Origin of the sequence: Clostridium sp. SM-530-WT-3G, from assembly GCF_012843905.1 — a bacterium.
Lineage (GTDB): Bacteria > Bacillota > Clostridia > Clostridiales > Clostridiaceae > Clostridium.
Genome location: NZ_JABAGC010000044.1, coordinates 1 through 24,450 on the forward strand (window position 1 = coordinate 1; position 24,450 = coordinate 24,450).

Below are 24,450 nucleotides of genomic sequence, written 5' to 3' on the forward strand. Positions count from 1 at the left end.
TCAAGCGACTCATTTAGTATATCACTTGATTTGAATCATGTCAACAACTTTTTCAAAACTTTTTAATTTATTACTTTTTAGTAATTTTAAAGCTCTATTTCTGTTGTTTACCGCTCCTTGCGACGTGTTTTATCTTAACACTTATATAAAAGTCATTATTTATCATTTTTATTGATATGCAAGAATTATATTTACATTTCTTTAATTTGCTCTTTTTTTTTAGCTTTTCCTTATTATGATACGCCCGGTTAGTTATTATAATTTACCACGAACATATTTACTCTTCCCATATTGTTTTATATTTTTTAAATGTTTTTTAAAACTCAATAATATGCATATATAGGATTTAAATATCCTCATAATTAATATAATTCCCTTAATATCTTATAATTAATATACAATTTATTTTAACATTTACCAATTACAAAGTTCTCTATAAATCTAATTTAACCAATTTAGTTTATATCCACATAAGCAATGTAAGCTTTAAATAAAAAACTAATATTCCTTATATGGGTATTTTATTTAATAAACTAAGTTCTTATACAAAGATTTTATAATGCAACAAATAACTATTTTATATTATAGAATTTATATCTTTTATTACTATTTACATATGTATATATGTCTCTTAAATTTACCTTTACAAACATAACATAAATCTTTAATTGTAAAACCAGATTTTTTTATCTGTTCACTCATATCCTCAAATGCTACCAAAACTAACTTTTTAGTAATTTTTCTTGCTGTATTTATTATTGCAATCTGTTCATCGTTAGTAATAGGTGTAAATAATCCGTAAGGAATATCTATTATAGCAGCATCATATATCTCTTTAATATCATGCATATTTCCATGTGTAACTACATTATCATATCCAAAAAACTCAATATTTCTCTTTGCATTTTCTGCAATATTTTTATTTAATTCATAGGCTACAACATTTATCCCCATAGATAATGCTTCTATAACTACAGTCCCTACTCCACAACACGGATCAATAAGTTTCATATCTGTATTATTTCCTACAGCTATATTTACTAATGCTCTAGCAACTCTTATAGTCAATGCGTTTGAATATTCATATGGTTTTCTCTCATGTATATGCCATTCAAAATTATTCTTTTTATATTCACCAAATATCCATTTTCCTTCTACTTTTGTTATACCAAGCATAACTTTAGGCGAATGCATATTAGCTTCACCATTTATAGCCATACCTATTTTCTTCAAACTATCTAATCTATCATTATATTGAACTTCATTCTTTTCTAATCTAAGATAACAAACCTTAAAATCATCGTAATAAAGTCCATCTTTTTTTATATTTTCTAATATTTTATCTAATGATTCATCTTCATACTTAATACATATCATTTCTTTAACAAATGGGCTTCTAGAAGGATTTACATATATATTAGAAAAAACATATTTATTCTTCATCTCTCCATTTATCAAATATTTTAATTCCATTGCACATAAGCTTTTTTCAAAATCTGAATTGTAATTCACTTGATAAAAATATTTTTCACTATTTTTATTAATACTCAATTATCGCTAACCTCTAATTCTTAAAGTAAACTTAGAACTTTATCTAAGATAAACTTTATATTTTTTAATAATTTTAACACATTAATTACGTATTAATAAAAAAAATACTTAAAGCTTGTTTACTTTAAGTATTCTGTAATGCTATAACACTGCATATCCCCATAAAAAATTCTCATAGAATTTTATCATAACAGTCTATTCCCATACTGGTAATTATTACCTCTTCTTATATACTGGACTATTTTCATAAAAGAAAGTGAACCACAAATAGTTTACCAAGAAAATACACCATATATAATTTTCAGTTACAAATCCTTTAAGTCCTATTAACGATAATAATCCTAAGAATCCAATGTACTTATGCTTACTATATTCCATAACAAATGCCCCCTCTTTAGTAAATAAAAAAGTATTGATTATAGATTAATTCTAATATCAATACTCTCTTTATATTGTATCATATTTTTACCATTTATGTATTAATAATTTATTTTTTTAAATATATTCTATTTAACCTTTTTAATAAATATATCTAAATTAATTTATATTTTAATTCTGGTCTACCAACATTACCAAAAGTTGTTTCTACATATACTTTATTTATACTTTCTAAATAGTCCATATATTTCTTTACCGTAACATTACTTATATTAATTTCATTTGATATTTCTCTTAATGTCCATACTTGATCACTATTATTACTTAAAAATTCTATTAATTTATCTAATGTAAGTTTATTTAAACCCTTAGGAAGATTAGCATTCTGATCACTATTTCCTGCACATATCTTATCAACATCATTTTGATTAAGAGCTATATCCTTGCTAAAAAGATTCTGTCTAAATTTATATTTACTTATTGCCTCTTCAAATCTTTCAAATTGAAATGGCTTTATAAGATAATCTATAATTCCATATGCAAACGCTTGTTTTAAATCCTCAGTATTATTAGCAGCACTAATTATAATAACGTCCACTAAAAACTTTCTACTTCTAATTTCCTTAAGTAATTCTATTCCGCTTTTCTTAGGCAAAAAAACATCTAACAGTATTAAATCAATTTTCTCATTTTCAAGTAATGAAATAACCTCATCTTCTTCATACACAGGGCCTAATACTCTTATATCACCTATATTATTTAAATATTGCTTATTTATAAAACCTACCATTGGATCATCTTCAACTATTAATACTGTTATCATAAAAATTACTCTCCCTTTAAAATATTTATAGTAAATATTTTCTCATCATTTCGTTCTTCAATATCTATTGTACCATTGTATAATTCTACTCGATTTTTAACTAAATACAAACCAGTTCCTCTGTTATCACCCTTAGAAGATATTCCTTCTATAAACATTTTTTCTGTATCATCAAACTGTATAGGTATTCCATTATCTTTAACTATAATTTGTATTCTAAAATCATCTTCTTTGATATATATTTCAACTTTTTTATGTTCAACATCACTTACAGCACATGCTTCAAGTGCGTTTTCTATTAAGTTTCCTAATATTGTTACCAAATCTTTAGAATCTACAATACCATGTTCTTGATAAATATTAGACTTGCTATTTAATATTAATTCAACTTTTCTTTCTTTTGCAACTAATTTTCTACTAAGTAAAAGTGCACGTACATAGTAATCATTAATTTCTAAAAATTCAAGTGAATTGTCTTCCTGAACTTTCTGTAACTTTAATATATAATCTTTTGCCTGAGAATATTGTTCTAATTGAATAAGCCCTAATATAACATGAAGATTATTTTTAAACTCATGTACATTAGCTCTCAAATTTTTAACCACTTCATCTACACCTGTTATTTCTTTTGCTATCTTATTTATATTTTCCCTATCACTTAAAATTATAAGCTGTCCTAAATACATGTTATCTTCTATTATAGGAATCAAAGTTACAAAAAGTCTTTTTCCGTTTATAATAAGTTCTTTCATTTTAAAACTCACTCTTGACTTTATGTATATATCAAGACGTTCAAGCACCCTATCACACGAAAAATTCTCAAATAAACTATAACATCTATTATTAATATCAGTTATTTTATTATTTTTATCTAATGCTATTATTCCATCATGAACATTATCTATTATTATTTTTTTCTGATTATATAGAGTTGCTATTTCCTCAGGTTCCATATTCAACATATCTCTTTTAATTCTTTGGGCCAGAACAGCTTCACCTGCTATAGAAATTAATATTGATAATATGAATAATCCTATATATTTTATTCTAGTTTCTTTATTAATACTTAAAATATCATTATAATACTTTCCAACCATAACGAATCCTACTTGCTGATTTCTATACATTATAGGTTCAAACCATCTCAAAGTTTTACCCATAGATCCTTCCATCAGTGAATAATAACTCTCACCCTTTTTAAGTACCTCTTCTTTATCAGGATTTACAAATATCTCTCCAATCTGTGTTTCATCTAAATGAGAATATTTCTTTCCAGTCATATCACATATAACTATTATATCTACATCATCCAAGGCAGATATTAATGTTTTAGTATACTCTTGTATTTCATTAGTCTGCTTATCATAATATAAATCTTCTTTTATAAAATCATTCTGTATTATACAGAATGCAGTATCTTTTAATGTTATTTTAATATGATTTTCAACAGTTGATATTTTATCTTGCATAAAGATTCCATATGATAATACTAATGGTATAAACGTTATAAGTACAGCAGACAAAATAAGTTTCTGGTCAAATTTTAATTTCAAACAATCACCTAATTCTATATAAAATAAAAAATAGCATATTAATAAGATTTAACTCTTATTAATATGCTATCTCTTTTATTTTATATTATGCTATTTGGTTTTTACAAGTTCCTTCGTTAAGATATTCTCTTAAGTTTTCATATGAAATTTCTATCATATTTATTAATGCTTCATCAGTATATGATCCCATATGTGGAGTTATTAATACTCTTGGGTAAAGATCAACTAACTTTTCGAATACTGGATTTTGTAAAGTTGTTCCTTTTAAATCCTTAAAGAATGTACCAGCTTCACCTTCTAGTACGTCAGTACCAAATCCGCCTAATTTACCACTTTCTATTCCTCTTATAATAGCTTCTAAGTCTTGAAGTTCTCCTCTTGCTGTATTAACTAATATAGCACCGTCTTTCATTTTTGATATAAAATCATCATTTACAATGTGATAGTTTGAATCTTTGAAAAATGGCATATGTATTGATATTATATCTGATTCAGCTATTACTTCATCTAAAGTTTTAAATTCAACAACTTCTTTAGCAGCATCACTTTGGAATACATCATATCCTAATACTTTAGCTCCTAATCCTTTAAATAACTTAGCAGTTGTTAAACCTATTCTACCAGTTCCAAGTACACCAACTGTACAGTTTCTAACTTCTTTACTGAACATAGTAGCATCTACTGTGAAATCTTTTTGTCTTGTCTTATTTACTGTGTATGCAGTGTGTCTTAATAACATCATTGAAAGTGTAACTGCTAATTCTGAAATAGCATTTGGAGAATATCCTGGTACTCTAGCACTTTTTAATCCTAAATCTTTAACAGCTTCTAAATCAACGTGATCAAATCCAACTGTTCTAGTTAAAACATATTGTAATCCGTGTTCTTTTAATATTTCTAAGTTTCTTCTATCAGCTTTACAGTTTCCTCTTACCATTATTGCTTCAGCTCCAATTGCTTCTTCAACATTTTCATGAGTAAGATTTTCAGTAACTAATTTTAATTCATATCCGAACTTTTCATTTAATTTATGGAAGTATGGTACTTCTGTTTCTCTAACACCAAAACAAACTATTTTAATCATAATTTAATCTCTCCTCTTAAGTAAATATGTTTTTTATTTATATAAAATTTATTAATGTAATTACCACTCTATACAATTAAGTATAGAGTGGTAAAATATATGCTTTTCTTAATAAATATTAAGCGAATATGTGTAAATTTTTAATAACTTCTAATGCTATTATCCATATTGGCATAGCTATTACCGCCACTACTGTAGATAATAATGAACAGTTTGAAGTAAATAATGCTTCTCTATCAAAACTAATAGCATATGCTGCTGCAACTGTTGCTGTTGGCGCTGCCATCATTATAACTGTTGTTGCAACTGCTACAAATGATACTGGTAATATTCCAGTTACGTTTAATACCATTAATATTACTAAGTTAATTACTGGTATTAATAATACCTTTATTAAACTATATCCCCAAGCATCCTTTTGTCCTACTGCTTTCTTGAATGGAACTTCAGCTAAAGTTGCTCCAATTGAAAGCCATGCAAGTGGTGATGCTAAGTTTGATAAATAAGTAAGTGGTTTATATAACCATGGTACTGTTTGGTCAATTCTTAAAAATGCATAATGTTTAACTCCATCTTTTACTGCTACATTTACTTGTGGAAGACTATCTTGGAATAACCAAATTAATAATCCTAAGAATGTTGCAAGTATTATTGGATTTAAGAATATTTCTTTCATATTCTTTTTTAAGTTTTCTTTATCCATTTTTGTTCCAGACATCTTAATAAATGCGTATGAATATAAGAATACTCTATATGCTATATTAAAGATGTTTGAATACATTGTTCCCATAGCTCCATATACAGCAGTTACTATTGGTGTTCCAAAGAATGTTGTAGAACCGAATATTGTTAATACTCTGTATACATCTTGTTTATCACCTTTAACTCTTGAATACATGATTTTAGTTATTGGGATTAATAGGATATATATTGCAAATCCCCATATTAAAATACTTAAGCCTTGTCTTAATTGTTCACCATCTATATCTTTCATGAAAGATGTAAATGCTAGGGCTGGTAATGATACCGTTAATACTATCTTAGTTAATACTTTAGAAGTTGCTGAATTAATAATTTCTTTCTTTCTTAAGTAGAAACCTAGAAAAATGATAACAATTGATGAAAAAATAGCACCTATAATTGCGTTATTAGTCAATGTTTTCCCAACTATTTCTAACACTATTTAACTCTCCCTCTCTTTTGTTTAATTTTTAACATTTATGGCTAACATAAATATTTAAGTTCTTTCTACAATGATATTGTATATTTTTCGACAATAGGTTACAAGTTTTTAAAATTTATAAATAATTATTTAAATTAATTAAGTGTATATTTTTGAAATAATAAAAAATACGGTAAATCGTTTGTAAAACTTAATTTACCGTATTTTGAACATACTTTAACTTCATTTAAATTATATATAAAATATGTTAATTAGTACTATTTGTTTGTAAAATGTCAATCACTCTATTATTTAGCTATAAAAGAAAAATATATTTTATTGTTACTTATATAATCATCTATTTGTTCAATAGTTAATTTAGAATTATCCTTCATATATTCCTTAAGCGGATCTTCTATATATATCAATTGTCCAGCTCCCAATTCTTTTAATCCATAAATATTCAAAATAAATTCATCACATTCACTTACATAATTAAAATGTTTCAATATATATAAAGGTATACTTCCCAAAATTCCTTCTTCTTTTTCGCATCCTAATATTATAGATATTGTTTTTGAATTGTTGCCTACTATTAATTCATCATATATACCCCTTAATGTATGTATTAAAGTATGTATTTCTATAGTACTTTCTTCATAATATAACTGTGGTATATATACTACATTTTTTAAATTATTTTTTTGACTTAAACTACATTTTCCACATATAATTAATACATTTTTTACTTTAGTAATTTCCATTATTACAGAAATATTATCATCATTAATTTCTTTTAATACAATCACTATGCTTTCACGTTTTTTATATAGCCCTTTTAAATAATTATTGTAAAAATCATCACTACCACACTCAATGAACGTAGCTTTGATTTTTTCATGATTAGATAAAAAATAAAAACTTTCATCTTTACTATCAAGAAGACTATAAATCTTAGTATCTCCTTCATTAAATATAACTTTATCTCTTGTATTCCAAAATAAAATATTTAATTTCATATGTATAACCCCAATTCCTTATTTTATTTTATATCTATTATACTATATATTGTTTATTTTTCTAATAATTTTATACATATGTTTTTTTTGTAAATTTATTATTTTATTTATTTAGCTAATATTTAAGTATACAAAAAAAAGTACATAATTAAGTAATTTTAATTATCTACTTTTTATCCTAAAAGTTATATTTAGTTTTCTTGTAATAGCTTCTTTAGCTTATTTTGAACAAGCCATAATTTTTTCTGCTTTCTATTATATGCAACTAATCTATTCTTATTATTTTTACTCTCATCCATAAGTTTAATATATTCTGCATCTGCAATTTTTAAAGCATCTTCTATTACTAAAAGTTCTTCCTTAGTAAACATATTATCTCCTCCATTTACTAACTTCTTAATTTCTATAAGTATTATACCATAACTAAATAACTCCATATAAAAGTACTATTTAATAAAATACATTAAATATAATTTTTTATCTCTATTGCTTATATAATCCTTTAAGCAGCTCTATTTCTTTAGCATATCCATCTAATTCATTTGGTGTTTCCAAGAAAAATGGTATACCCTTTAATTTAGGATGATTTATTATTCTAGCAATTGCCTCAATTCCAATAGAACCTTCTCCAATCTTTTCATGTCTATCTTTATGGCTTGCAAATAAATTTTTACTATCATTTAAATGTATAGCCTTTAATCTATCTAAACCTATTATTTTATCAAATTGTTCTAATACTCCATCTAAGTCATTAACTATATCATATCCAGCATCATAAACGTGGCATGTATCTAAGCATACTCCCATATGATTTTTAAGCTCTACTCTACTTATAATTTCTGCAATTTCTTCAAAGCTTCTTCCAACTTCTGTTCCTTTTCCAGCCATAGTTTCTAATAATACTGTAGTAGTTTGTTCTGGTTTTAAAACTTTATTAAGAAGTTCTACTATATAATCTATTCCAACTTCTACACCTTGCTTTACATGACTTCCTGGATGAAAGTTGTAAAGACTATTTGGTGTATACTCCATTCTTTTTAAGTCATCAGTCATCATTTCAAATGCAAATTCTCTTGTTCTTTCATCTGCTGAGCATGCATTTAATGTATATGGTGCATGAGCTAAAATTTTTACAAATTTATTTTCTTTTGCAAGTTTTAAAAAAGCCTCCACATCTTTAGGATCTATCTCTTTCGCTTTTCCTCCTCTAGGATTTCTTGTGAAAAACTGAAATGTATTTGCCCCTATTTTAAGTGCTTCTTTTCCCATATTTTCAAAACCTTTAGAACTTGATAAATGACATCCTATATTAAGCATATGTATATTCCTCCGTAATTCTCATGTTATATCTATTTTTAGTATGCCCAACAAATTAAGTGTGAGCCTCTTATCATTTAAATATATTATATCATATAATCAATAATAATTATCCGTTAGGAAATTATTATCAATATATTTTTGTTTAACAAGTGCAGGTAAATACATATTTACTAAAATAAGTCTAAATATTCAAGTATAAAATTTTATATAAATAAAAAACCAAGATTATTTCTAATCTTGGCTAACATATATTATATCTTTTTAACGAATTCAGATTTTAAGCTCATTGCTCCAAATCCATCAATTTTACAATCTATATTATGATCTCCATCAACTAATTTGATATTTTTAACTTTTGTACCTTTCTTTAATGCTGAAGAGGCACCTTTAACTTTAAGATCTTTTATAATAGTTACAGAATCTCCATCTTGTAGAATATTTCCGTTAGCATCTTTAACTACTAATTCATCTTCATTTCCTGCATTTTCAGTTCCTGGTATCCATTCATATGCGCATTCTGGGCAAACTAAAAAACTTCCATCTTCATAAGTATATTCTGAATTACATTTTGGACAATTTGGTAAATCGTTCATTATTCATTTCCTCCACTCATTATAAATAACCTATAAAATAAGCTCCCCAAATCATAGTAAATATATACTTATATATACTCTATTCTTATAGGTTTTTACTTATAGGATTATATAATATCATAAGTATAGTAGTATTTACAAATATATTTATTATATTCCTTAATTGTTTATTAATCTAAATATTGATATACTATCTACAAGATATTTTTGTATTATATCTTATAGAATTTAATGATTATAGAGGGAGTTGTTTTTTATGTTAGAAGTAGGAGTAAAAGCTCCAGATTTTAGTTTATTAGATAAAGACGGAAATAAAGTTACATTACATAGTATACTAGAAAATCATTCAACTGTTGTTCTATACTTTTATCCAAAGGACTCAACACCAGGCTGTACAAAACAAGCATGTGGATTTAGAGATAGATATACTGAATATCAAAAACTTAATGTACCCGTAATAGGAATAAGTAAGGATAGTGTAAAATCACATATGAATTTTGCCACAAAGCAAGAACTTCCTTTCATTCTTTTATCCGATCCTGAATTGCAAGCAATAAATGCCTATGATGTTTATAAAGAAAAAAAGCTTTATGGAAAAGTTTCTATGGGAGTAGTTCGTACTACTTATATAATTAAAAATGGAATTATTGATAAAGTATTTGATAAAGTTAAAGCTGCTGAAAATGCTAACGATGTTTTAAAATACTTACAAAATAATTAAAGGTACTTATATGAATATAATTATCTCACCTGCAAAGAAAATGAATATATGTAATGATGACTTAGTTCATAAATCAATTCCATCTATGATTGAAAAAACTGAGTTATTATATGAATTCTTAAAAAATTTATCTTATGATAATTTAAAGAAATTACTGTGCTGCAACGATGATATTGCTAAACTTAATTTTGATAGATACTCTTCTATGAATTTATCATCAAACTTAACACCAGCATTATTAGCTTATGAAGGAATACAATATAAATATATGTCTCCAAGCTCATTTACTGATGAAGAATTTAATTATGTAAATAAGCATTTAAAAATATTATCTGGTTTTTATGGAGTTCTTAAACCTTTTGATGGAGTTGTACCTTATAGATTAGAAATGCAAACAAAGCTTAAATATAAAAATTATAAGAATCTCTATGATTTTTGGGGAGACAGTATATATAAAGAAGTAACTAAAGATAGCAATATAATTTTAAATTTAGCTTCAAAGGAGTACAGCAAAACTGTAGAAAAATATCTTACTTCAAATGATATACTAGTCACTTGTATATTTGGTACCTTAACTGACTCAAAAATAAAAGTAAAAGCAACAGAAGCAAAAATGGCTCGAGGTCTTATGACTAAGTATCTAGCTCAAAACAACATATATAAACTTGAAGATATTAAGAATTTTTCTGATTTGTCATTCACATATTCAGAGAAACATTCGTCTCCAAAAGAATTTGTATTTTTAAAATAATAATAGTTCAGATTAGATAATAACATCTAATCTGAACTATTATTCACTCCAAAACTGTGGACGTATCAACGATTCAGGAAGTTTTGTATTTTGATTTATTTTCATATGCAATTCAATAGTCATAATAAGCAAAATTTTATATATGATTCAAATCACATTTTAATTAAAATTAATTATATATTTTAATTTAATCATCAATAAATATTTATGTTAATATAAAAAATATTAAAATAAGCCAAATTATATTGCATAAATATAATTTGGCTTGTCTACTTTCTACTTTTTAAAAACACTTCTTAAAATTCCTAATATATCTGTTACTACATCAAAGCTAGATTTAATATCTTCCTTTGTAATTATAAATTCTGCAGTAACATCAGTTATGGCTTCTGTGATATCCTTCATATCTGTTCCAACTTCTTTAAGACTGGATATTACCTCAGGAACCTTAGATACTGAATCATTTATATGCTTTTTATTTTCATTTAACATATCATTAGCATTTTTAACTAGCTTATTAAAATTATTTAATGTTATTATTATATATACTAATACACCACAACCTAACAATGTTAACACTAAATATATTAAATTTAAATCTATATACATTCTATTATGCCTCAGTAGCATTATCTTCTAAATTATTAACTTCACTAACTTCTGATTCATTATCAGATTCATTAGATTCATTTTCTTTAACATCTTCTTGAACTTTATTTTTCTTTCTATTTTCTAAGTATTCTTTAATCTTTTCTTTAGAATCTTTTACCTTAACTTTAGTTTCTTGTACATTTTCATTTATCTTGTCTTTTAATTGGTTAGATTTATCTTTTACATCCTTGATAGTTTCTTTTCCTGATTTAGGTGCTACTAATATTCCCGCAACTGTTCCAGCTAAAACACCAGCAGTAGCTATAGCGGCTTTTTTATTTCTTTCAGTTCTTAATTTTTTCTTTCTCTTTTCTTCTATTTTTTGTAATAATCTCATTTGCTTTTCCTCCTATGTATAAATATTATAAGTATATAAATATTATATATCATATTTTGACTAATTGTAACGTTTTTATAGACAACGCTTAAATTAAATCAATTTTTTCATAAAAATAGCCTTGACTAAAAAATATAATAGTTAAAACTATTTTTATTTATTAATTATTAAGTAGTTAGCCATATTAAATATAAATTTTATTTTCTAAATTACCTTTAATGTTTTTATTTATATATCAATCTTTTTAGTATAAACATCTATTAGCAAATATTTTATAAAATTAATCTATCATATAATCTTTAAATCTCTCTAACCATTAAATATATTTGCCAAAAACTAAAGCACCTAATAAACTAAAAAATTGAGAAGATTGTCTCTTCTCAATTTTTATTTCTATATATTTATTTTTTAATTTTAATACTTATAAAATTACTTAAGCGCTTCTAATGCAACTGTGTTCAATAAACTCCATGGCTTATTGAAGTGAGGTTGAAAGAAGAAATCAGTCATTGCTAATTCTTCAACAGTCATATTATTTTGAATTACAACAGATAATGTATTCATATATTGAGTTAAATCAATTTTAGAAATTATCTGTCCACCAATTACTCTTCTGCTGTCAGTATCAAAAACAAGCTTAACTGTAGCTGGTTCAAATGTTGGCATAAATTCTGGTCTATAATTATCAGTTACTGTTACACTTGAAACATTCATAGATGTTGTTGTTTTAGCCATATATTCTGTAAGCCCTGTTGAAGCTATATTCTGTTCGTATATCTTAATACCTGAAGTACCTTGTGTTCCCATGTACTTAAGAGTTGGCTTTACAATATTTTTAGCAACTAAAGTTCCCATTCTTACTGCATTTGTAGCAAGAGGGATATATCTATTATCTTTAGCAGGATTATATCTTACAATACAGCAGTCTCCTGCAGCAAATACATCTTCTCTGCTAGTTCTCATATATTCATCAATTACTATTGCTCCATTTGGTAATGTATCTAACTTACCTTGTATTAATTTTGTATTAGGGGCAAATCCGATACATAAAATAACTAAATCACCTTCATATTCTCCATTTTCAGTTACAACAGATTTAACCTTGCCATTTTCTCCATTAAATTTTTGAACCTTTTCTCCTAATACAAGCTTAACTCCTCTATCGGAAAATTCTTTTTCTGCAATATCTGTGAATTCCTTATCTAGATATTTAGCCATTATTCTATCTTCAGCATCTATTAATGTTACATTCTTTCCTTGCCTTTCAAATGCTTCTACTAATTCAACACCTATATATCCTGCACCAATTATTATTACATTTTTAGCATTTTTTGATTTTTCAATTATTGTTAATGCATGATCATGATTCTTACATAACTCTATATTTTCAAGTTCTCCACCTTCAAATTTAGGTACTATTGGCCATGAGCCTAAAGTTAAGACTAATTTGTCATAAGTATCTTCAAAAATATCATCAGTTAATAAATTTTTAACTGTAACTTTTTTATTATCAAAATCTATATCTAACACTTCATGTTTCATATTAGTTATAACACCAGACTTAGCTAAATTTTCTGGTGAATTATAAAATAAGCTATTTGTATCTTCTATTACTTTTCCAACATTTAATGCTATTCCACAAGATAAAAACGAAATATTATCATTCTTTTCATATATTGTTACATCACATTCTGGATATAATGATTTTAAATTAACTACTGCTGCAGTTCCAGCATGTGTACATCCTACTACAATTACTTTCATTTTCTTTTTTCTCCTCTCGTCTTTGATAATAAATAATTATTATTAATTAATAGTTATAATTGTTATAATTATAACATATTTTTTAAAATTTAAAAGAGCTTATTTTTTAATTATTATTTCAATTTATTTTGTCCATCTATTTGTAATACAATACTTTTACTTATAAAAATAGTCTTATCCATTGAAATAACTTGGATAAGACTATTTTTATATTTATTTATGATATGGTTCTCCGTATCAGTGTTAAGTGAGTTTTTTCCAAATTATTCACTCTCATTAGATGTTTCTGATATTTGCTTTAATATAACGTTATAATATGTTTTAATAATGTTTCTCTCAGTATCACCTATATAACTATTATGTGCAATTAAGTTTCTACAATCTGCCATCTCGTTCAACTTAGGAATTATAAAATCTCTATTAGGAAAGTAATTTTTAAACAGTTCCCAATTACTATCTATTAAATTTCCTAAATCCTTAAAATCTAAGTAAAACAACTCATTTCCTCTAATACTCAACCATTTCTTACTTTCAGCATTTTCCCTTCTAGTATTTATAGTATTTTGTAAAGCCCTAGTAACAGTAATTCGACTAAAATAATTCTCACCATAAACTTCCTTACAAATCTTTTCTATAAATAACCTTAATGAATTTTCTACAGAATAAAGATACGTATAAGCCTCAGCCATATGATATCCCTTAATTTTTATATCTTCTGGAAGTATTTCTCTTAATATATTAGAAGCTATACTATTGGTGTTCTTTTCTAAATCAAGTATTAAATCATCCTCTACCTCAAAGTCCTTAGTTAAATCTATTGTAAAAGAAACTCCTTTGACATCATACCCTACATTAACAGGTATTAATTCACTACATACACCTTTTAAAATATCTTTAGTATTATCTGTATCTAATAGCTTTTTATTTTGAGGATTCACATAAAAATTTATATATGCAGATAAAGCATCCCATCTCCCTCCTCCACAATAATGAGAATAATTTCCTTCTGATACTTCTACACTAGCTCCTTTTAGCAGACTAGCTATATCATATTTATCTCTATTCTTTAATTCATATATTATACCTTTCATAAAACTTTCCATTGAGAATGGTATTGTATATGTAAACTCGCTCATTACTTTTCTCCCTTTCTATATACTTTTAAAAATATAATTTAATTATAAACTACATTACCATATTATTCTATATAGCGATGTTCAAATTCAACATAGTTACTCCAACATTTCTTAACCTAAAAGAAGAAGGAGTACCCTTAACTGATACTCCTTCTTCCTTACTTAGATAATCAACTAGATTATCATCAATCTTAATTTTTATTGAATCTATTTCTCTTAACTCATTAATTGTTATTTCTGATATTATCATATGTAACAATTTCTTCTGTTGCTCTCTGCTTATGTTGCCATTTAAAACTTTACTGAAATTCTCTAATATACTCTTTATATATTCATATGGTATTTTTTCATCTACTTCATCTGAAAGCATTTCAAGTAATGGTTGCTTTTGCTCCTGAATCTTCTTTGCTCTTTCATTTAGTTCTTTCTTCCTATCTTGAAACTCTTCTTTTGTTAGTATATCATCCTCATAAGCTTCAAATATTTTATTCTTTTTCTTTTCTATCTTTTCTAACTCTTTTTCAAGCTTTTCTAACTCCTTCTTAGCTGGATTTATTCTTTGAACTCTTTCCTTATTTACATTAGAAACTACTGTTTTAACCATTTTTTCATTAGTAAACAACTCTGATAACTTATTAAACACATATTCATTAGCTTTATCACATCTTATTGAATTAGAGTTGCATACTGCTGTACCTTTATTCTTCCAGTTACCACAAGAATAATAAGCTATTCTTTTCTTAGTTCCATCAACCAAAGTATTAGTAGTTCTTGATATAACCATTCCAGCTCCACACTTAGGACACCTTAATATTCCCGTTAATGGATACTCTCCATCATATATTCTTGAAGGTTTTCCTTTCTTGCTTTCTAAAATAGCTTGTACCTTATTCCATGTATCTATATCAATAATTGCTTCATGTATTCCATCAACTAATATTGGATTTTCATTAATATCACGTCTCCTTTTCTCTGACCAATTTTGCCTTACATTATATCTAATTTTACCTATATACGTAGGATTAGTTAGTATATCCTTAATTGAACCTACTGAAAAATTATTGCCTTTCTTAGTCTTATATCCTAGCTTATTTAACTTATTAGTTATAGCTTTATATCCTTTTCCATTAGCATACTCATTAAAAATAAATCTTACACTTTCTGCTTCTTCCTTATTTATTACAAGTATAGTATCCTTTCTTTTCTTATTTAATGAATCTTTAACCTCTTCTAAATCATATCCTAGTAAAACATTTCCGTTCCACTTTCCATCTCTAGCTCGAGCACACATACCCATTTTTACGTTTTGAGCTATTGTTCCTCTTTCCAATTCACCAACTGCTCCCATCATATGCAATGAGAATTTTCCCATAGGAGTTTCTGTTTCAAATTGCTCTGAATATGACCTAAAAGCTATTCCTCTTTTATCAAGCATATCTACAATCTCTAACAGATTTAGCATATTTCTTGCAACCCTGTTAATCTTCCATGTAAGCACAATCTCAAACTTACCCTCATCTGCATCTTTTAATAGTTCTTTTAATGCTGGTCTATTCTTAATGTTCTTACCACTAATTCCTCTATCTGAATAGCATTTATAAATCTCATATCCCATCTTATTGGCATATTCAATTAATAATCTTTGTTGTTCATCTATACTATAACCTTCTTCAGCTTGTTCTATTGTTGACACCCTGCAATAAATTGCTATTATCTTTTTCTTATTCATAATAATCTCCTTTTCCTTTACTTTGATAAATATTGAAGTTCCTAAAATTATCTTAGGAACTTCTTATCAGTTTAATAATATATATTTAATCCAATGAGTAATTCCAGTTTTACTTATACTTCAATCACTTCAATATTTTCAGTTTTAATTAGTGTTTTACACCCCTCTACCTTTTTATTGTAATCTTCTCTTCAGTATTCTCTGATAGATAATTTAATATTATTTCTGATATTACATCAATGATTTCATCTACTTTTTTCTCTCTATCCATGTCCATCTTCTCCTTTGTTATTTATGTATATTAAGCTACTTTTATTGATTCATTAATTACATGATTTATCCATGAACTTGATTCACAGAAACTTATTATAGGTATTTCATATTTAGTAATAACATTAGCTAACTCTGCTACATAATCTTTATCTATATCATCTATTGACCATATAAGAAGATTATCAATGCTTCCCTCTTTTATCTCTTTAATAAGTTCTATCATCTTACTACATTTTTTATATTCATCAACAAAAATATTTACTGTTTCTTTATTGTCTTCAAGCTCATATTTTAGCCATTGTAATCTTCCATAACCTGTTTTTAGGTTTTCTAACTTATTCTCTTTTCTTATGTAAATGCTTATTTTTCCATTGATATTAATCATTTGACTTTCCTCCAATTTAATTAATCTGAAAATATCGACATTATCGAAGTATTGAACCACGATAATGTCATTAATAAATTAAAAATCAATTACTTCTGATTCTGCTTGTATAAAATTAGCTATATCTGATATTTCCGTTGATGATTATCCACTAATAAGTTCCTTAGGACTTTTACGGATTTCAATTTTCCTCCCTACACTAGTATTGCTTGTAGAAAATGTTATGCCCTCCATAAGAAGATTAGATTTTAATTCATTTAACCTTCTACTAAGTACATTAGGTTCTTTTGCCCATAACTTTGATTGAATATCAATCTTTTCATCTTCTGCAATGGAGTTTAACACTTCTAATAATCTAGATGCTGACCCTTCAAAATGCTGTGTTTTTTCCATTAATCTAATAATTGCTGTTGCAATTGGATTGGAGCTAACGGCTTCATCATTAGCTTTATATTGATTATTAAGGTAGGCTTTTAAAAACTTTTCTCCACCAATACCACAAGCTTCTGCTATTGCATATCCCCATCTAGTAAAATCAGCCATTCTTCCTAACTTCTTTAATTTCACGTTAGGATAAATAGTTAAAGCTTTTGATATCGTACTAAATATAGCTCCTAACATTTTAGGTTTATCTCTGTTGAACTCTTCCCATACTTCACTTTCTTCCTTTCTTTCATCCTCTGATATTCTTTCAAGTCCTAAAAGTAAACTTCTATCTAGTAAATCTGGTCTTGTTGCCACAACATTTATTCCATTAAGAATTACTGGCACTTTATACTCATATATATTCTCCTCGTCATCTGTATAAAGCTTTCTTCTGCTAAATCCTCCCCCTGTAGCAGCTGTGCATAATATGTCGCTCTTTTCTGCCGAAATACTATCTATGTTATCAAAGCATGGTAAGTAATTATTATGTAAAACTAATGATAAATCTGTTGCACTCTTAGGCATTGATATTACATCTCTTGCTGATGGGTCAACTATGCTTCTATCCATTCTCATGGTAGTTGTTTTTGATGCTCCCTTTTCGCCATGATAAACTATTATTGGGTTTCCTATACTTAAAAATTTAGTAACAGTACTAACCGTATGTAAAATTTTATCTTCATCTGTCTTAAATCTATAATGTTTATTAATTATAGATATGTCATCATACTCTTCTGGTAAAACCTGTGGTTTCATTGTCTTACGTCTTGTAAATAATATTTGTCCACTATTATCAATCTTCCAACCTTCCTTAGTAATTTTTATGAACGACCATTCCTTATCACCTAGGTCATAATAAATAGCTCCATCTCTTTCCGTACACCTTTTAGCTACATTAATCTCTTCTCCATCATATTGAGCTAAAGCCTCTAATACACTTACTGCTTGATTAATTGAATCTTTAGATGGAGCTTTTTTAGTTTCCTTGAAAAATCGCTTAACTAAAAAAGATTTATAGTCCTGTCCATTAATTTTAAGTACTAACGGATTTCCTCCTCTCTTTATAGCTACATACTTTTCATTTAATTCATCATGGAAAAACTCATCTTCTTCCTTCATTGCCATTTCAATCATTATATCTGCTTGGCTTTTCTTCTCCTCTTTAGGATTAGTTTCAGAAACTTTAGATTTTTTTCTTTTGGCTTTAGGCTCATAAAGTTCTCTTAGACTTTCCCAATTTTCCTCTGAACAACTATCATGATGGCATATTGCACTAATCCCTCCATCTTTAAATTGGGTTACTGATGCTGATGTATCCGTATGATTACAATTCCAAGGACATTGTTTTAATACATGACACTTTCTATCACCTTCCTCTTTTATCCTATGTATCTCTATTCCATGCTTATCTAGCCATTCCTTAACATCAAATTCACCTTGAATTTTACTAGTATTATTTTGCTTTTTAGCTTGAGTTTTATTTTCCTTCTTAGGCATAAGCTCTGCTATTTTGTTTATTAAAGCTTCATTTACTACCTCAAACTTTTCTGGTATTTCTACAATCTTTGACCTTCTATGAGGTCTGCCTTCAATGCTATCTCCTTTACAAGCAATAGTTCCATAAAGCTTGGTTATTCTAGCTGGATTATAATTAGTAGTATCGACTTTTGCTTTCTCTGTACTGAATTTATTATCTAACACTTGTAAAAAAACTTTTATATTTTCAGTTACTTCCTTAGTATTAGGTAAATCTAACTTGTACAATAAGTGATACCCATTTCCACTACATGCTTTAACTGGCTGTGGAAATTCGTTATCATTTAAAAACAACTTAACTTCCTCAGCAACTTTATTAGCATATTCAAGTTCTTCATCAGTTGATGAAATTCCTGATGCTCTGCATGGGTCAATATCAATAAGTAATAATTTTCTTCTTATAATATCTGAATCTGATGTAGTATGTTGTGCATAATTTAGTAACCTATCCTTTGCTCTTGCCATTAAATCATCTGAAAAAACATTAAGTGTGAAAAAAATATTATCTACACCATCATGTTCTTGAATATCACTTAAAAGCTTGTCCTTATCAATATAGTATCCACTTCTAGTTCCTTTTTTTGTTTTAAGCATTCTAACCTCTAATGGAATTTCCATCTTTTCTAAAACTTTTAACCCTTTCATTACTTCTTCTCTTAATTCTGAATTTCTACTAATCATTTTATTTCCTCCTAAATCTTTGTAATCGTTTACTAAATTGCGTAGTATAAATCGATTCGCAATCTTTCCCTATAAATAATTTTGAATTTTTATTTATATTTATTCATAGCTAGCTTTGTTTTATTTACTTTATATTTTGTATTATACCAATATTTTTTTATATGTAAATACCCTCAACCCTTTGTATATCAAGGGTTACACGTATTTTAATTCACTATTTTTCAATTGCACTCATCACCCTCAACCCCAAGACTTCCTGGCATCAAAACCTAAGCAAATTTTTATGCCTGGATTTCCTTGCTCTTAACCCCATCCCCTTAAACCCATTGATTTACTAGGTTTATAGCTATTTTCACTCTTATGTATTTTATTTCCATTTGAATTTTTATACATAAATTCTTATGATTTTTGCATAAATATTTTTTTATTTATTTTTTTACCTCTTCCTACTTGTACATAAAATATCGTTATTATCGTTATATGTATAATACGATAGCAACGATATCTTTCTCTCTTATAGTAAAAAAAATACCCTCCACTATATTATCCTTGTAAAAAACTCACTTAATATTTATATAAAATTTAGTAAATATTAAGTGAGTTTTTAATTAATTTATATTCTTTATTATCTTCCTTATAAAACTTTCAGATACTCCAACCATAGCTGAAGCTTTTTCTACTGCTTGACTTTCTGATAGCCCACTAGCTATTAGTTGTAATACTAAACCTATTATCTTCAACACTGTTAATATATCCATTTTAATACTCCTCTGCTAAAAGCATTATATTATACTCATTCTCATCAATTATGAATATCTTTAAATCTTCTTCTATTAAACTACCTAAATTATTAAACAAATAAACTTTCTTGTATTCAGGCACTTCTTGTGTATGCTCTATTATTAATTCATTTTTATTTCTTCTTATCTTAAAAACTTGTAGATAATCTAGCTCTATTTCCCTTGTATCTTTAAAATCATCAATTATCTGCCATAACATTATCTGTAATGAAATATCTAATGTTTGGTTTATTCCTTTAGTCATGTATCTATTACTTTTATTAAACATCTTTTCTTATCTCCTCATTATCAGTTTTTATTACAAGCTTTCCAGCTCTGATTATCCCTATGCATAAAATTCTTTTTCTCATGCTTTTTCTTCTCCTTAAAATAAAAGAAGTCATACCTTATTAACTAAGATATAACCTCTTTAACAATCTATTTCAGAATATAAATAATTATCATATTCATCTTCATATATAGTTTCTGGAATAAGTCCTAATAATTCTTCAATATTATTTCCCCTAATTAAGTCATCTATTACCTCTTCTTTACTGGTCTGCTCTATCCAATATTCGGCTAAAGAATCTTTATCTATTAAAGAATCAACATGAATTGCATCATCAAGCATATCATCTAATAGCTCTCTTGCAATATCTTTTAAATTAGCTGAACTTTTATAAAGCATACTATAATCATCAATCATTACATATCCATTGCTATCTAATTTATCACACCAATTAATAACATAATCTATTGATAAATCTTCTAGTCCATTACCTTTCAGAGTTTGGTACATAGAAACTATTCTATCATCAACTTCATTATCTCCAATTTCTTTTGCTAACTTTACCGACATACTCCAATCATTTAAGAATTCTTCTTTTAATTCTTCATTACTTATACTACTAATTAATTTCTCTAAACTTCTTATTTCTTCTACATCAATTTTCTTATATTTATCTAATATTTTCTTAATTTCTCTTATTGCATATTGTTGTATTATTTCTGAATTTTCTACATTCATTATTATTATATTTTCATTACTAATCATTTCTATTTATCCTCTCTTTATTCCTTAATCAATTCTTCTTTTATAGCTGTTATAAATTCTTTTGAAAACATATTAGTTCTTATTGCCTGTACTATTAATTCTTGAAATTCCTCTTCTGTTACATCTAAACTTCTCGGAATATATGTTTCATCCCCTCTCCTAGTACACTTATATACACAAAATCTTAATTCTTTTCTTCTTAATGCTTTAATATATATCTTTTCTACAGTATAAGTATATTCATTATCAGCAACCTTAACTTGCTCTAAAATATTACAATACTTAGTCTGTTTAATTATTTTCTTATTCATCTATTTCCTCCATCATTTTAGAAGAAATTTAGATAATTCTTCAGTTGTTATTACTACAATTGAAAAATCACTAGAAAGTAAAAATAGTGAAGAAGTCCAATTAACTCCTTCACTACATTCAATCATATCAGTATATTCTGGTACTAATCCTTTTAACTTATCTTGCTTCAGTATTTCTATATCAACGATATTTTCTGCTATAACTATATATCCTCCTAAATCTTTCTCTATATCTCTATTAGCTCCATAATTTTCACCTAATACATTAATGACGTCTAAAACATTACTGATTACTTCTATAGGATATCCTTTTAATTGATTTTTTAAATAAACCTTTTTCATTATAAATTTCTCCCTTCTAAGAAAGTAAAAAACTTTTACTTGTATACATAAATACAAGTAAAAGTTTGTTTTTCTAAGTTAATAATATATATTTAATTTATCTTTTAATACAGTAATTAACCTAATTCTAATATTGTAATTTAAAAGTGTTTTTGAAGATTTCTACAAAAAATTTACGAACCTTCTTGTATTGTTCAATCAAATTATCTTCATTTTTAATCCCTTATATTCATGATATTTTTTTATCCATTATCATAGAAATAATATATAACACTAATACTGGTGCTACTAATAATGAAGTACATACTATACCAATACTTACTGAAATATTTGTAGCTATGATTCCTATAATCGGTCCACCTAAAATTTGACCTAAGGAATTCATTTGTCCATTTATAGAAAGCACAGTAGCTCTAGAATTATCATCTATATGCCCATTTAACCACGCACTGAATATAGGTTCATTTATAATTCTAAAGGTATTTGTTGCCAAATAAGCTATTAACATTAAACTAAAGTTTCTTGTAAGAGCAAATATCAACATAGACGATATATAAAGTATATTTATGCATAATAATAGTTTTCCATTTTTCCTATTATCCTCATTCTTAAGATTCTTTGCCATAAAATGCATTACTATGAAGCTCAATATCATTCCTAAAATTCCAAAAATTCCAAACCAAGTCACTGAACTAAGGTTTCCAAGTTTAGGAAGTGTAGTATCTTGTAAAAAATGCGCATTAGAAAGTCTATCATAACCTTCACTTGATAATCCATAAAATAAAGTTACTGCAAGTAAAATCATAATTATAGATTTACTTTTTACAAATTTAAGACCAGATTTAAATGTATATACCATCTTTTTGAATGTATTTAAATCCCCAGGAACAGATGGTTTAAAATTATTTTCTGGCATATATAACCATAAAAATAATGCAAGAATTATAAATAAAACTCCACTAACTATAATAGGAAGCCTTACAGAGAAATTAGCTATTACAGTGCTTAGTACTATTCCAATAAATGCTCCTATCTGCCCTGCTTGTGCTCCCTTTATATAAATTTCATCTAAATCTTTATTCTTCTCTTCTTCCGCAATCCAAGCTTCAAGCGAGCCACTGATAAAAGTAGACCCTAATCCCCATACAATCTGTGCTACAAGTACGAAAATAAAACTAGAAATAGAACCTTCTAAAATAAATCCCACTCCTGTTAAAACTCCCCCAATAACAATAGATAGTTTACGACTATACACATCTGCAACTATACCTGTAGGAATTTCAAATATAAAGCATGCTAATTCCAAAGTAGTTCCAACAAGTATAAGCTGAAGTGGATTTAAATGAACTATTTCAATGTGATACACTATCATAACTGTAGCTACTAACGAAAAACACATTGCTGTAATAGCTGAAAATAATAAATAAGTTTTATATGCTGAAAGTTTATTAACCATTAATCATCACCATCCTAGTATTTCTTAAAAAATTTGTTTGTTTTTCATAATCTTCATATTTAAATATATAAATCATCAAAATAATCTCCTTAAACAAAAAAAGCTGTAAATGAACATAATTCACTTACAGCCTCATAATCATATAACCTAAATATAAACATAAAATATAGAACTTTAATTATATAACTTATGATTAAGCTATTCAAATTAAAATCTTATACCATATCTATATATAGCAAAAATAGACATAAAAATACCGTGTTTAGAACACGGTTTTCCTATCCTGCAAATAAAGATGTAACATGCTCATTATAATACTAATTATTTTTAGAGTACACAAATAAACATGGTAATATCAATATTATCAATAATTGATTCTACCACAAATAAACCTTGAGTTATTCAAGATTTTTCATATACTTTTAAAAATAATCCTTATTCAGTTAATTTAATTAAAAATTACCTCTTTGCGCATATTTACAACACCTTTACATTTATATTTTTTATGCTTATATTTTAGTATAATTATATTATATATAATTATAAAAATTTTTTCAAGATAAATTGCAATAACAAATTGAACTAATTTCTATATATGACTTAAATGCTTGAATTTACTTATGCTATATAGATTT

25 protein-coding genes are annotated in these 24,450 nt (G+C 26.5%); 2 read left to right on the plus strand and 23 right to left on the minus strand.

The genetic code is table 11. The annotated features are described in order from the left end of the window. Nucleotides 1-606 precede the first annotated feature (606 nt). The 10 genes from HF850_RS13100 to HF850_RS13145 form a co-directional block, all read right to left on the minus strand. Nucleotides 607-1,551 (minus strand): RsmD family RNA methyltransferase, encoded by a 945-nt coding sequence (locus HF850_RS13100; RefSeq protein WP_243159499.1) that lies wholly within the window; start codon nt 1,549-1,551, stop codon nt 607-609. 216 nt (nt 1,552-1,767) lie between these two features. Then, the gene (locus HF850_RS13105) at nt 1,768-1,929 is read right to left on the minus strand and encodes a hypothetical protein (protein ID WP_169105886.1); all 162 of its coding nucleotides are present in this window, start codon (nt 1,927-1,929) and stop codon (nt 1,768-1,770) included. A 154-nt stretch (nt 1,930-2,083) separates the two neighbouring features. Then, nucleotides 2,084-2,752 carry a response regulator gene (locus HF850_RS13110; RefSeq protein WP_169105887.1) on the minus strand — a complete coding sequence of 223 codons (669 nt, stop codon included), beginning with the start codon at nt 2,750-2,752 and terminating at the stop codon, nt 2,084-2,086. Nucleotides 2,753-2,757: 5 nt separating this feature from the next. Further along, nucleotides 2,758-4,305 (minus strand): ATP-binding protein, encoded by a 1,548-nt coding sequence (locus HF850_RS13115; RefSeq protein ID WP_169105888.1) that lies wholly within the window; start codon nt 4,303-4,305, stop codon nt 2,758-2,760. An 85-nt stretch (nt 4,306-4,390) separates the two neighbouring features. After that, a complete protein-coding gene (locus tag HF850_RS13120) occupies nt 4,391-5,389 on the minus strand; it encodes a 2-hydroxyacid dehydrogenase (protein WP_169105889.1) in 999 nt (332 codons plus the stop codon). A 118-nt stretch (nt 5,390-5,507) separates the two neighbouring features. Next, nucleotides 5,508-6,569: an AEC family transporter gene (locus HF850_RS13125; protein WP_169105890.1), complete on the minus strand. Its 1,062-nt coding sequence runs from the start codon at nt 6,567-6,569 to the stop codon at nt 5,508-5,510. Nucleotides 6,570-6,859: 290 nt separating this feature from the next. Next, nucleotides 6,860-7,570, minus strand: a complete 711-nt coding sequence (locus tag HF850_RS13130) for a hypothetical protein (RefSeq protein WP_169105891.1) — start codon at nt 7,568-7,570, stop codon at nt 6,860-6,862. 191 nt (nt 7,571-7,761) lie between these two features. Then, nucleotides 7,762-7,941: a hypothetical protein gene (locus HF850_RS13135; protein WP_169105892.1), complete on the minus strand. Its 180-nt coding sequence runs from the start codon at nt 7,939-7,941 to the stop codon at nt 7,762-7,764. Between the two features lie 112 nt (nt 7,942-8,053). Further along, the gene (locus HF850_RS13140; protein WP_169105893.1) at nt 8,054-8,887 is read right to left on the minus strand and encodes a deoxyribonuclease IV; all 834 of its coding nucleotides are present in this window, start codon (nt 8,885-8,887) and stop codon (nt 8,054-8,056) included. 254 nt (nt 8,888-9,141) lie between these two features. After that, nucleotides 9,142-9,483 carry a zinc ribbon domain-containing protein YjdM gene (locus HF850_RS13145; protein ID WP_169105894.1) on the minus strand — a complete coding sequence of 114 codons (342 nt, stop codon included), beginning with the start codon at nt 9,481-9,483 and terminating at the stop codon, nt 9,142-9,144. 256 nt (nt 9,484-9,739) lie between these two features. On the opposite strand from HF850_RS13145, the gene bcp reads away from it, so the two are divergent. Together bcp and yaaA are read left to right on the plus strand one after the other, a co-directional pair. Then, nucleotides 9,740-10,204: a thioredoxin-dependent thiol peroxidase gene (bcp, locus tag HF850_RS13150; protein ID WP_169105895.1), complete on the plus strand. Its 465-nt coding sequence runs from the start codon at nt 9,740-9,742 to the stop codon at nt 10,202-10,204. Nucleotides 10,205-10,214: 10 nt separating this feature from the next. Next, nucleotides 10,215-10,955, plus strand: coding sequence for a peroxide stress protein YaaA (yaaA, locus tag HF850_RS13155; RefSeq protein ID WP_169105896.1), 741 nt, complete (start codon nt 10,215-10,217; stop codon nt 10,953-10,955). Between the two features lie 276 nt (nt 10,956-11,231). Here yaaA and HF850_RS13160 read toward each other — a convergent pair whose 3' ends face one another. The 13 genes from HF850_RS13160 to tetA(P) form a co-directional block, all read right to left on the minus strand. After that, the gene (locus tag HF850_RS13160) at nt 11,232-11,564 is read right to left on the minus strand and encodes a hypothetical protein (protein ID WP_169105897.1); all 333 of its coding nucleotides are present in this window, start codon (nt 11,562-11,564) and stop codon (nt 11,232-11,234) included. Nucleotides 11,565-11,568: 4 nt separating this feature from the next. After that, on the minus strand, nt 11,569-11,943 hold the full coding sequence (locus HF850_RS13165; RefSeq protein WP_169105898.1) for a YtxH domain-containing protein: 375 nt from the start codon (nt 11,941-11,943) through the stop codon (nt 11,569-11,571). A 429-nt stretch (nt 11,944-12,372) separates the two neighbouring features. Next, nucleotides 12,373-13,707 (minus strand): FAD-dependent oxidoreductase, encoded by a 1,335-nt coding sequence (locus tag HF850_RS13170; RefSeq protein WP_169105899.1) that lies wholly within the window; start codon nt 13,705-13,707, stop codon nt 12,373-12,375. A 263-nt stretch (nt 13,708-13,970) separates the two neighbouring features. Then, entirely contained in the window at nt 13,971-14,843 is an 873-nt protein-coding gene (locus HF850_RS13175) for a Swt1 family HEPN domain-containing protein (protein WP_169105900.1), read from the minus strand. Nucleotides 14,844-14,910: 67 nt separating this feature from the next. After that, complete coding sequence (locus HF850_RS13180) at nt 14,911-16,572, minus strand: recombinase family protein (protein WP_169105901.1); 1,662 nt, start codon at nt 16,570-16,572, stop codon at nt 14,911-14,913. A 301-nt stretch (nt 16,573-16,873) separates the two neighbouring features. Next, entirely contained in the window at nt 16,874-17,230 is a 357-nt protein-coding gene (locus HF850_RS13185; RefSeq protein ID WP_169105902.1) for a hypothetical protein, read from the minus strand. Between the two features lie 144 nt (nt 17,231-17,374). Continuing rightward, nucleotides 17,375-19,873, minus strand: coding sequence for a hypothetical protein (locus tag HF850_RS13190; RefSeq protein ID WP_169105903.1), 2,499 nt, complete (start codon nt 19,871-19,873; stop codon nt 17,375-17,377). Nucleotides 19,874-20,481: 608 nt separating this feature from the next. Continuing rightward, on the minus strand, nt 20,482-20,631 hold the full coding sequence (locus HF850_RS13195; RefSeq protein ID WP_169105904.1) for a hypothetical protein: 150 nt from the start codon (nt 20,629-20,631) through the stop codon (nt 20,482-20,484). Between the two features lies 1 nt (nt 20,632). Further along, nucleotides 20,633-20,941, minus strand: a complete 309-nt coding sequence (locus HF850_RS13200) for a DUF960 family protein (RefSeq protein WP_169105905.1) — start codon at nt 20,939-20,941, stop codon at nt 20,633-20,635. Nucleotides 20,942-21,082: 141 nt separating this feature from the next. After that, on the minus strand, nt 21,083-21,706 hold the full coding sequence (locus tag HF850_RS13205) for a hypothetical protein (protein ID WP_169105906.1): 624 nt from the start codon (nt 21,704-21,706) through the stop codon (nt 21,083-21,085). 17 nt (nt 21,707-21,723) lie between these two features. Next, nucleotides 21,724-22,017, minus strand: coding sequence for a hypothetical protein (locus HF850_RS13210; RefSeq protein ID WP_169105907.1), 294 nt, complete (start codon nt 22,015-22,017; stop codon nt 21,724-21,726). Between the two features lie 12 nt (nt 22,018-22,029). Continuing rightward, on the minus strand, nt 22,030-22,359 hold the full coding sequence (locus HF850_RS13215; RefSeq protein WP_169105908.1) for a hypothetical protein: 330 nt from the start codon (nt 22,357-22,359) through the stop codon (nt 22,030-22,032). 229 nt (nt 22,360-22,588) lie between these two features. Beyond that, nucleotides 22,589-23,815: a tetracycline efflux MFS transporter TetA(P) gene (gene tetA(P), locus HF850_RS13220; RefSeq protein WP_169105909.1), complete on the minus strand. Its 1,227-nt coding sequence runs from the start codon at nt 23,813-23,815 to the stop codon at nt 22,589-22,591. Between the last annotated feature and the right edge of the window lie 635 nt (nt 23,816-24,450).

Coding starts and splice junctions, on each gene's coding strand:
- HF850_RS13105 (WP_169105886.1), bottom strand. CDS start 1,929: ATGGAATATAGTAAGCATAAGTACATTGGATTCTTAGGATTATTATCG.
- HF850_RS13110 (WP_169105887.1), bottom strand. CDS start 2,752: ATGATAACAGTATTAATAGTTGAAGATGATCCAATGGTAGGTTTTATA.
- HF850_RS13120 (WP_169105889.1), bottom strand. CDS start 5,389: ATGATTAAAATAGTTTGTTTTGGTGTTAGAGAAACAGAAGTACCATAC.
- HF850_RS13130 (WP_169105891.1), bottom strand. CDS start 7,570: ATGAAATTAAATATTTTATTTTGGAATACAAGAGATAAAGTTATATTT.
- HF850_RS13135 (WP_169105892.1), bottom strand. CDS start 7,941: ATGTTTACTAAGGAAGAACTTTTAGTAATAGAAGATGCTTTAAAAATT.
- HF850_RS13140 (WP_169105893.1), bottom strand. CDS start 8,887: ATGCTTAATATAGGATGTCATTTATCAAGTTCTAAAGGTTTTGAAAAT.
- HF850_RS13145 (WP_169105894.1), bottom strand. CDS start 9,483: ATGAACGATTTACCAAATTGTCCAAAATGTAATTCAGAATATACTTAT.
- bcp (WP_169105895.1), top strand. CDS start 9,740: ATGTTAGAAGTAGGAGTAAAAGCTCCAGATTTTAGTTTATTAGATAAA.
- yaaA (WP_169105896.1), top strand. CDS start 10,215: ATGAATATAATTATCTCACCTGCAAAGAAAATGAATATATGTAATGAT.
- HF850_RS13160 (WP_169105897.1), bottom strand. CDS start 11,564: ATGTATATAGATTTAAATTTAATATATTTAGTGTTAACATTGTTAGGT.
- HF850_RS13165 (WP_169105898.1), bottom strand. CDS start 11,943: ATGAGATTATTACAAAAAATAGAAGAAAAGAGAAAGAAAAAATTAAGA.
- HF850_RS13170 (WP_169105899.1), bottom strand. CDS start 13,707: ATGAAAGTAATTGTAGTAGGATGTACACATGCTGGAACTGCAGCAGTA.
- HF850_RS13175 (WP_169105900.1), bottom strand. CDS start 14,843: ATGAGCGAGTTTACATATACAATACCATTCTCAATGGAAAGTTTTATG.
- HF850_RS13180 (WP_169105901.1), bottom strand. CDS start 16,572: ATGAATAAGAAAAAGATAATAGCAATTTATTGCAGGGTGTCAACAATA.
- HF850_RS13185 (WP_169105902.1), bottom strand. CDS start 17,230: ATGATTAATATCAATGGAAAAATAAGCATTTACATAAGAAAAGAGAAT.
- HF850_RS13190 (WP_169105903.1), bottom strand. CDS start 19,873: ATGATTAGTAGAAATTCAGAATTAAGAGAAGAAGTAATGAAAGGGTTA.
- HF850_RS13195 (WP_169105904.1), bottom strand. CDS start 20,631: ATGGATATATTAACAGTGTTGAAGATAATAGGTTTAGTATTACAACTA.
- HF850_RS13200 (WP_169105905.1), bottom strand. CDS start 20,941: ATGTTTAATAAAAGTAATAGATACATGACTAAAGGAATAAACCAAACA.
- HF850_RS13205 (WP_169105906.1), bottom strand. CDS start 21,706: ATGATTAGTAATGAAAATATAATAATAATGAATGTAGAAAATTCAGAA.
- HF850_RS13210 (WP_169105907.1), bottom strand. CDS start 22,017: ATGAATAAGAAAATAATTAAACAGACTAAGTATTGTAATATTTTAGAG.
- HF850_RS13215 (WP_169105908.1), bottom strand. CDS start 22,359: ATGAAAAAGGTTTATTTAAAAAATCAATTAAAAGGATATCCTATAGAA.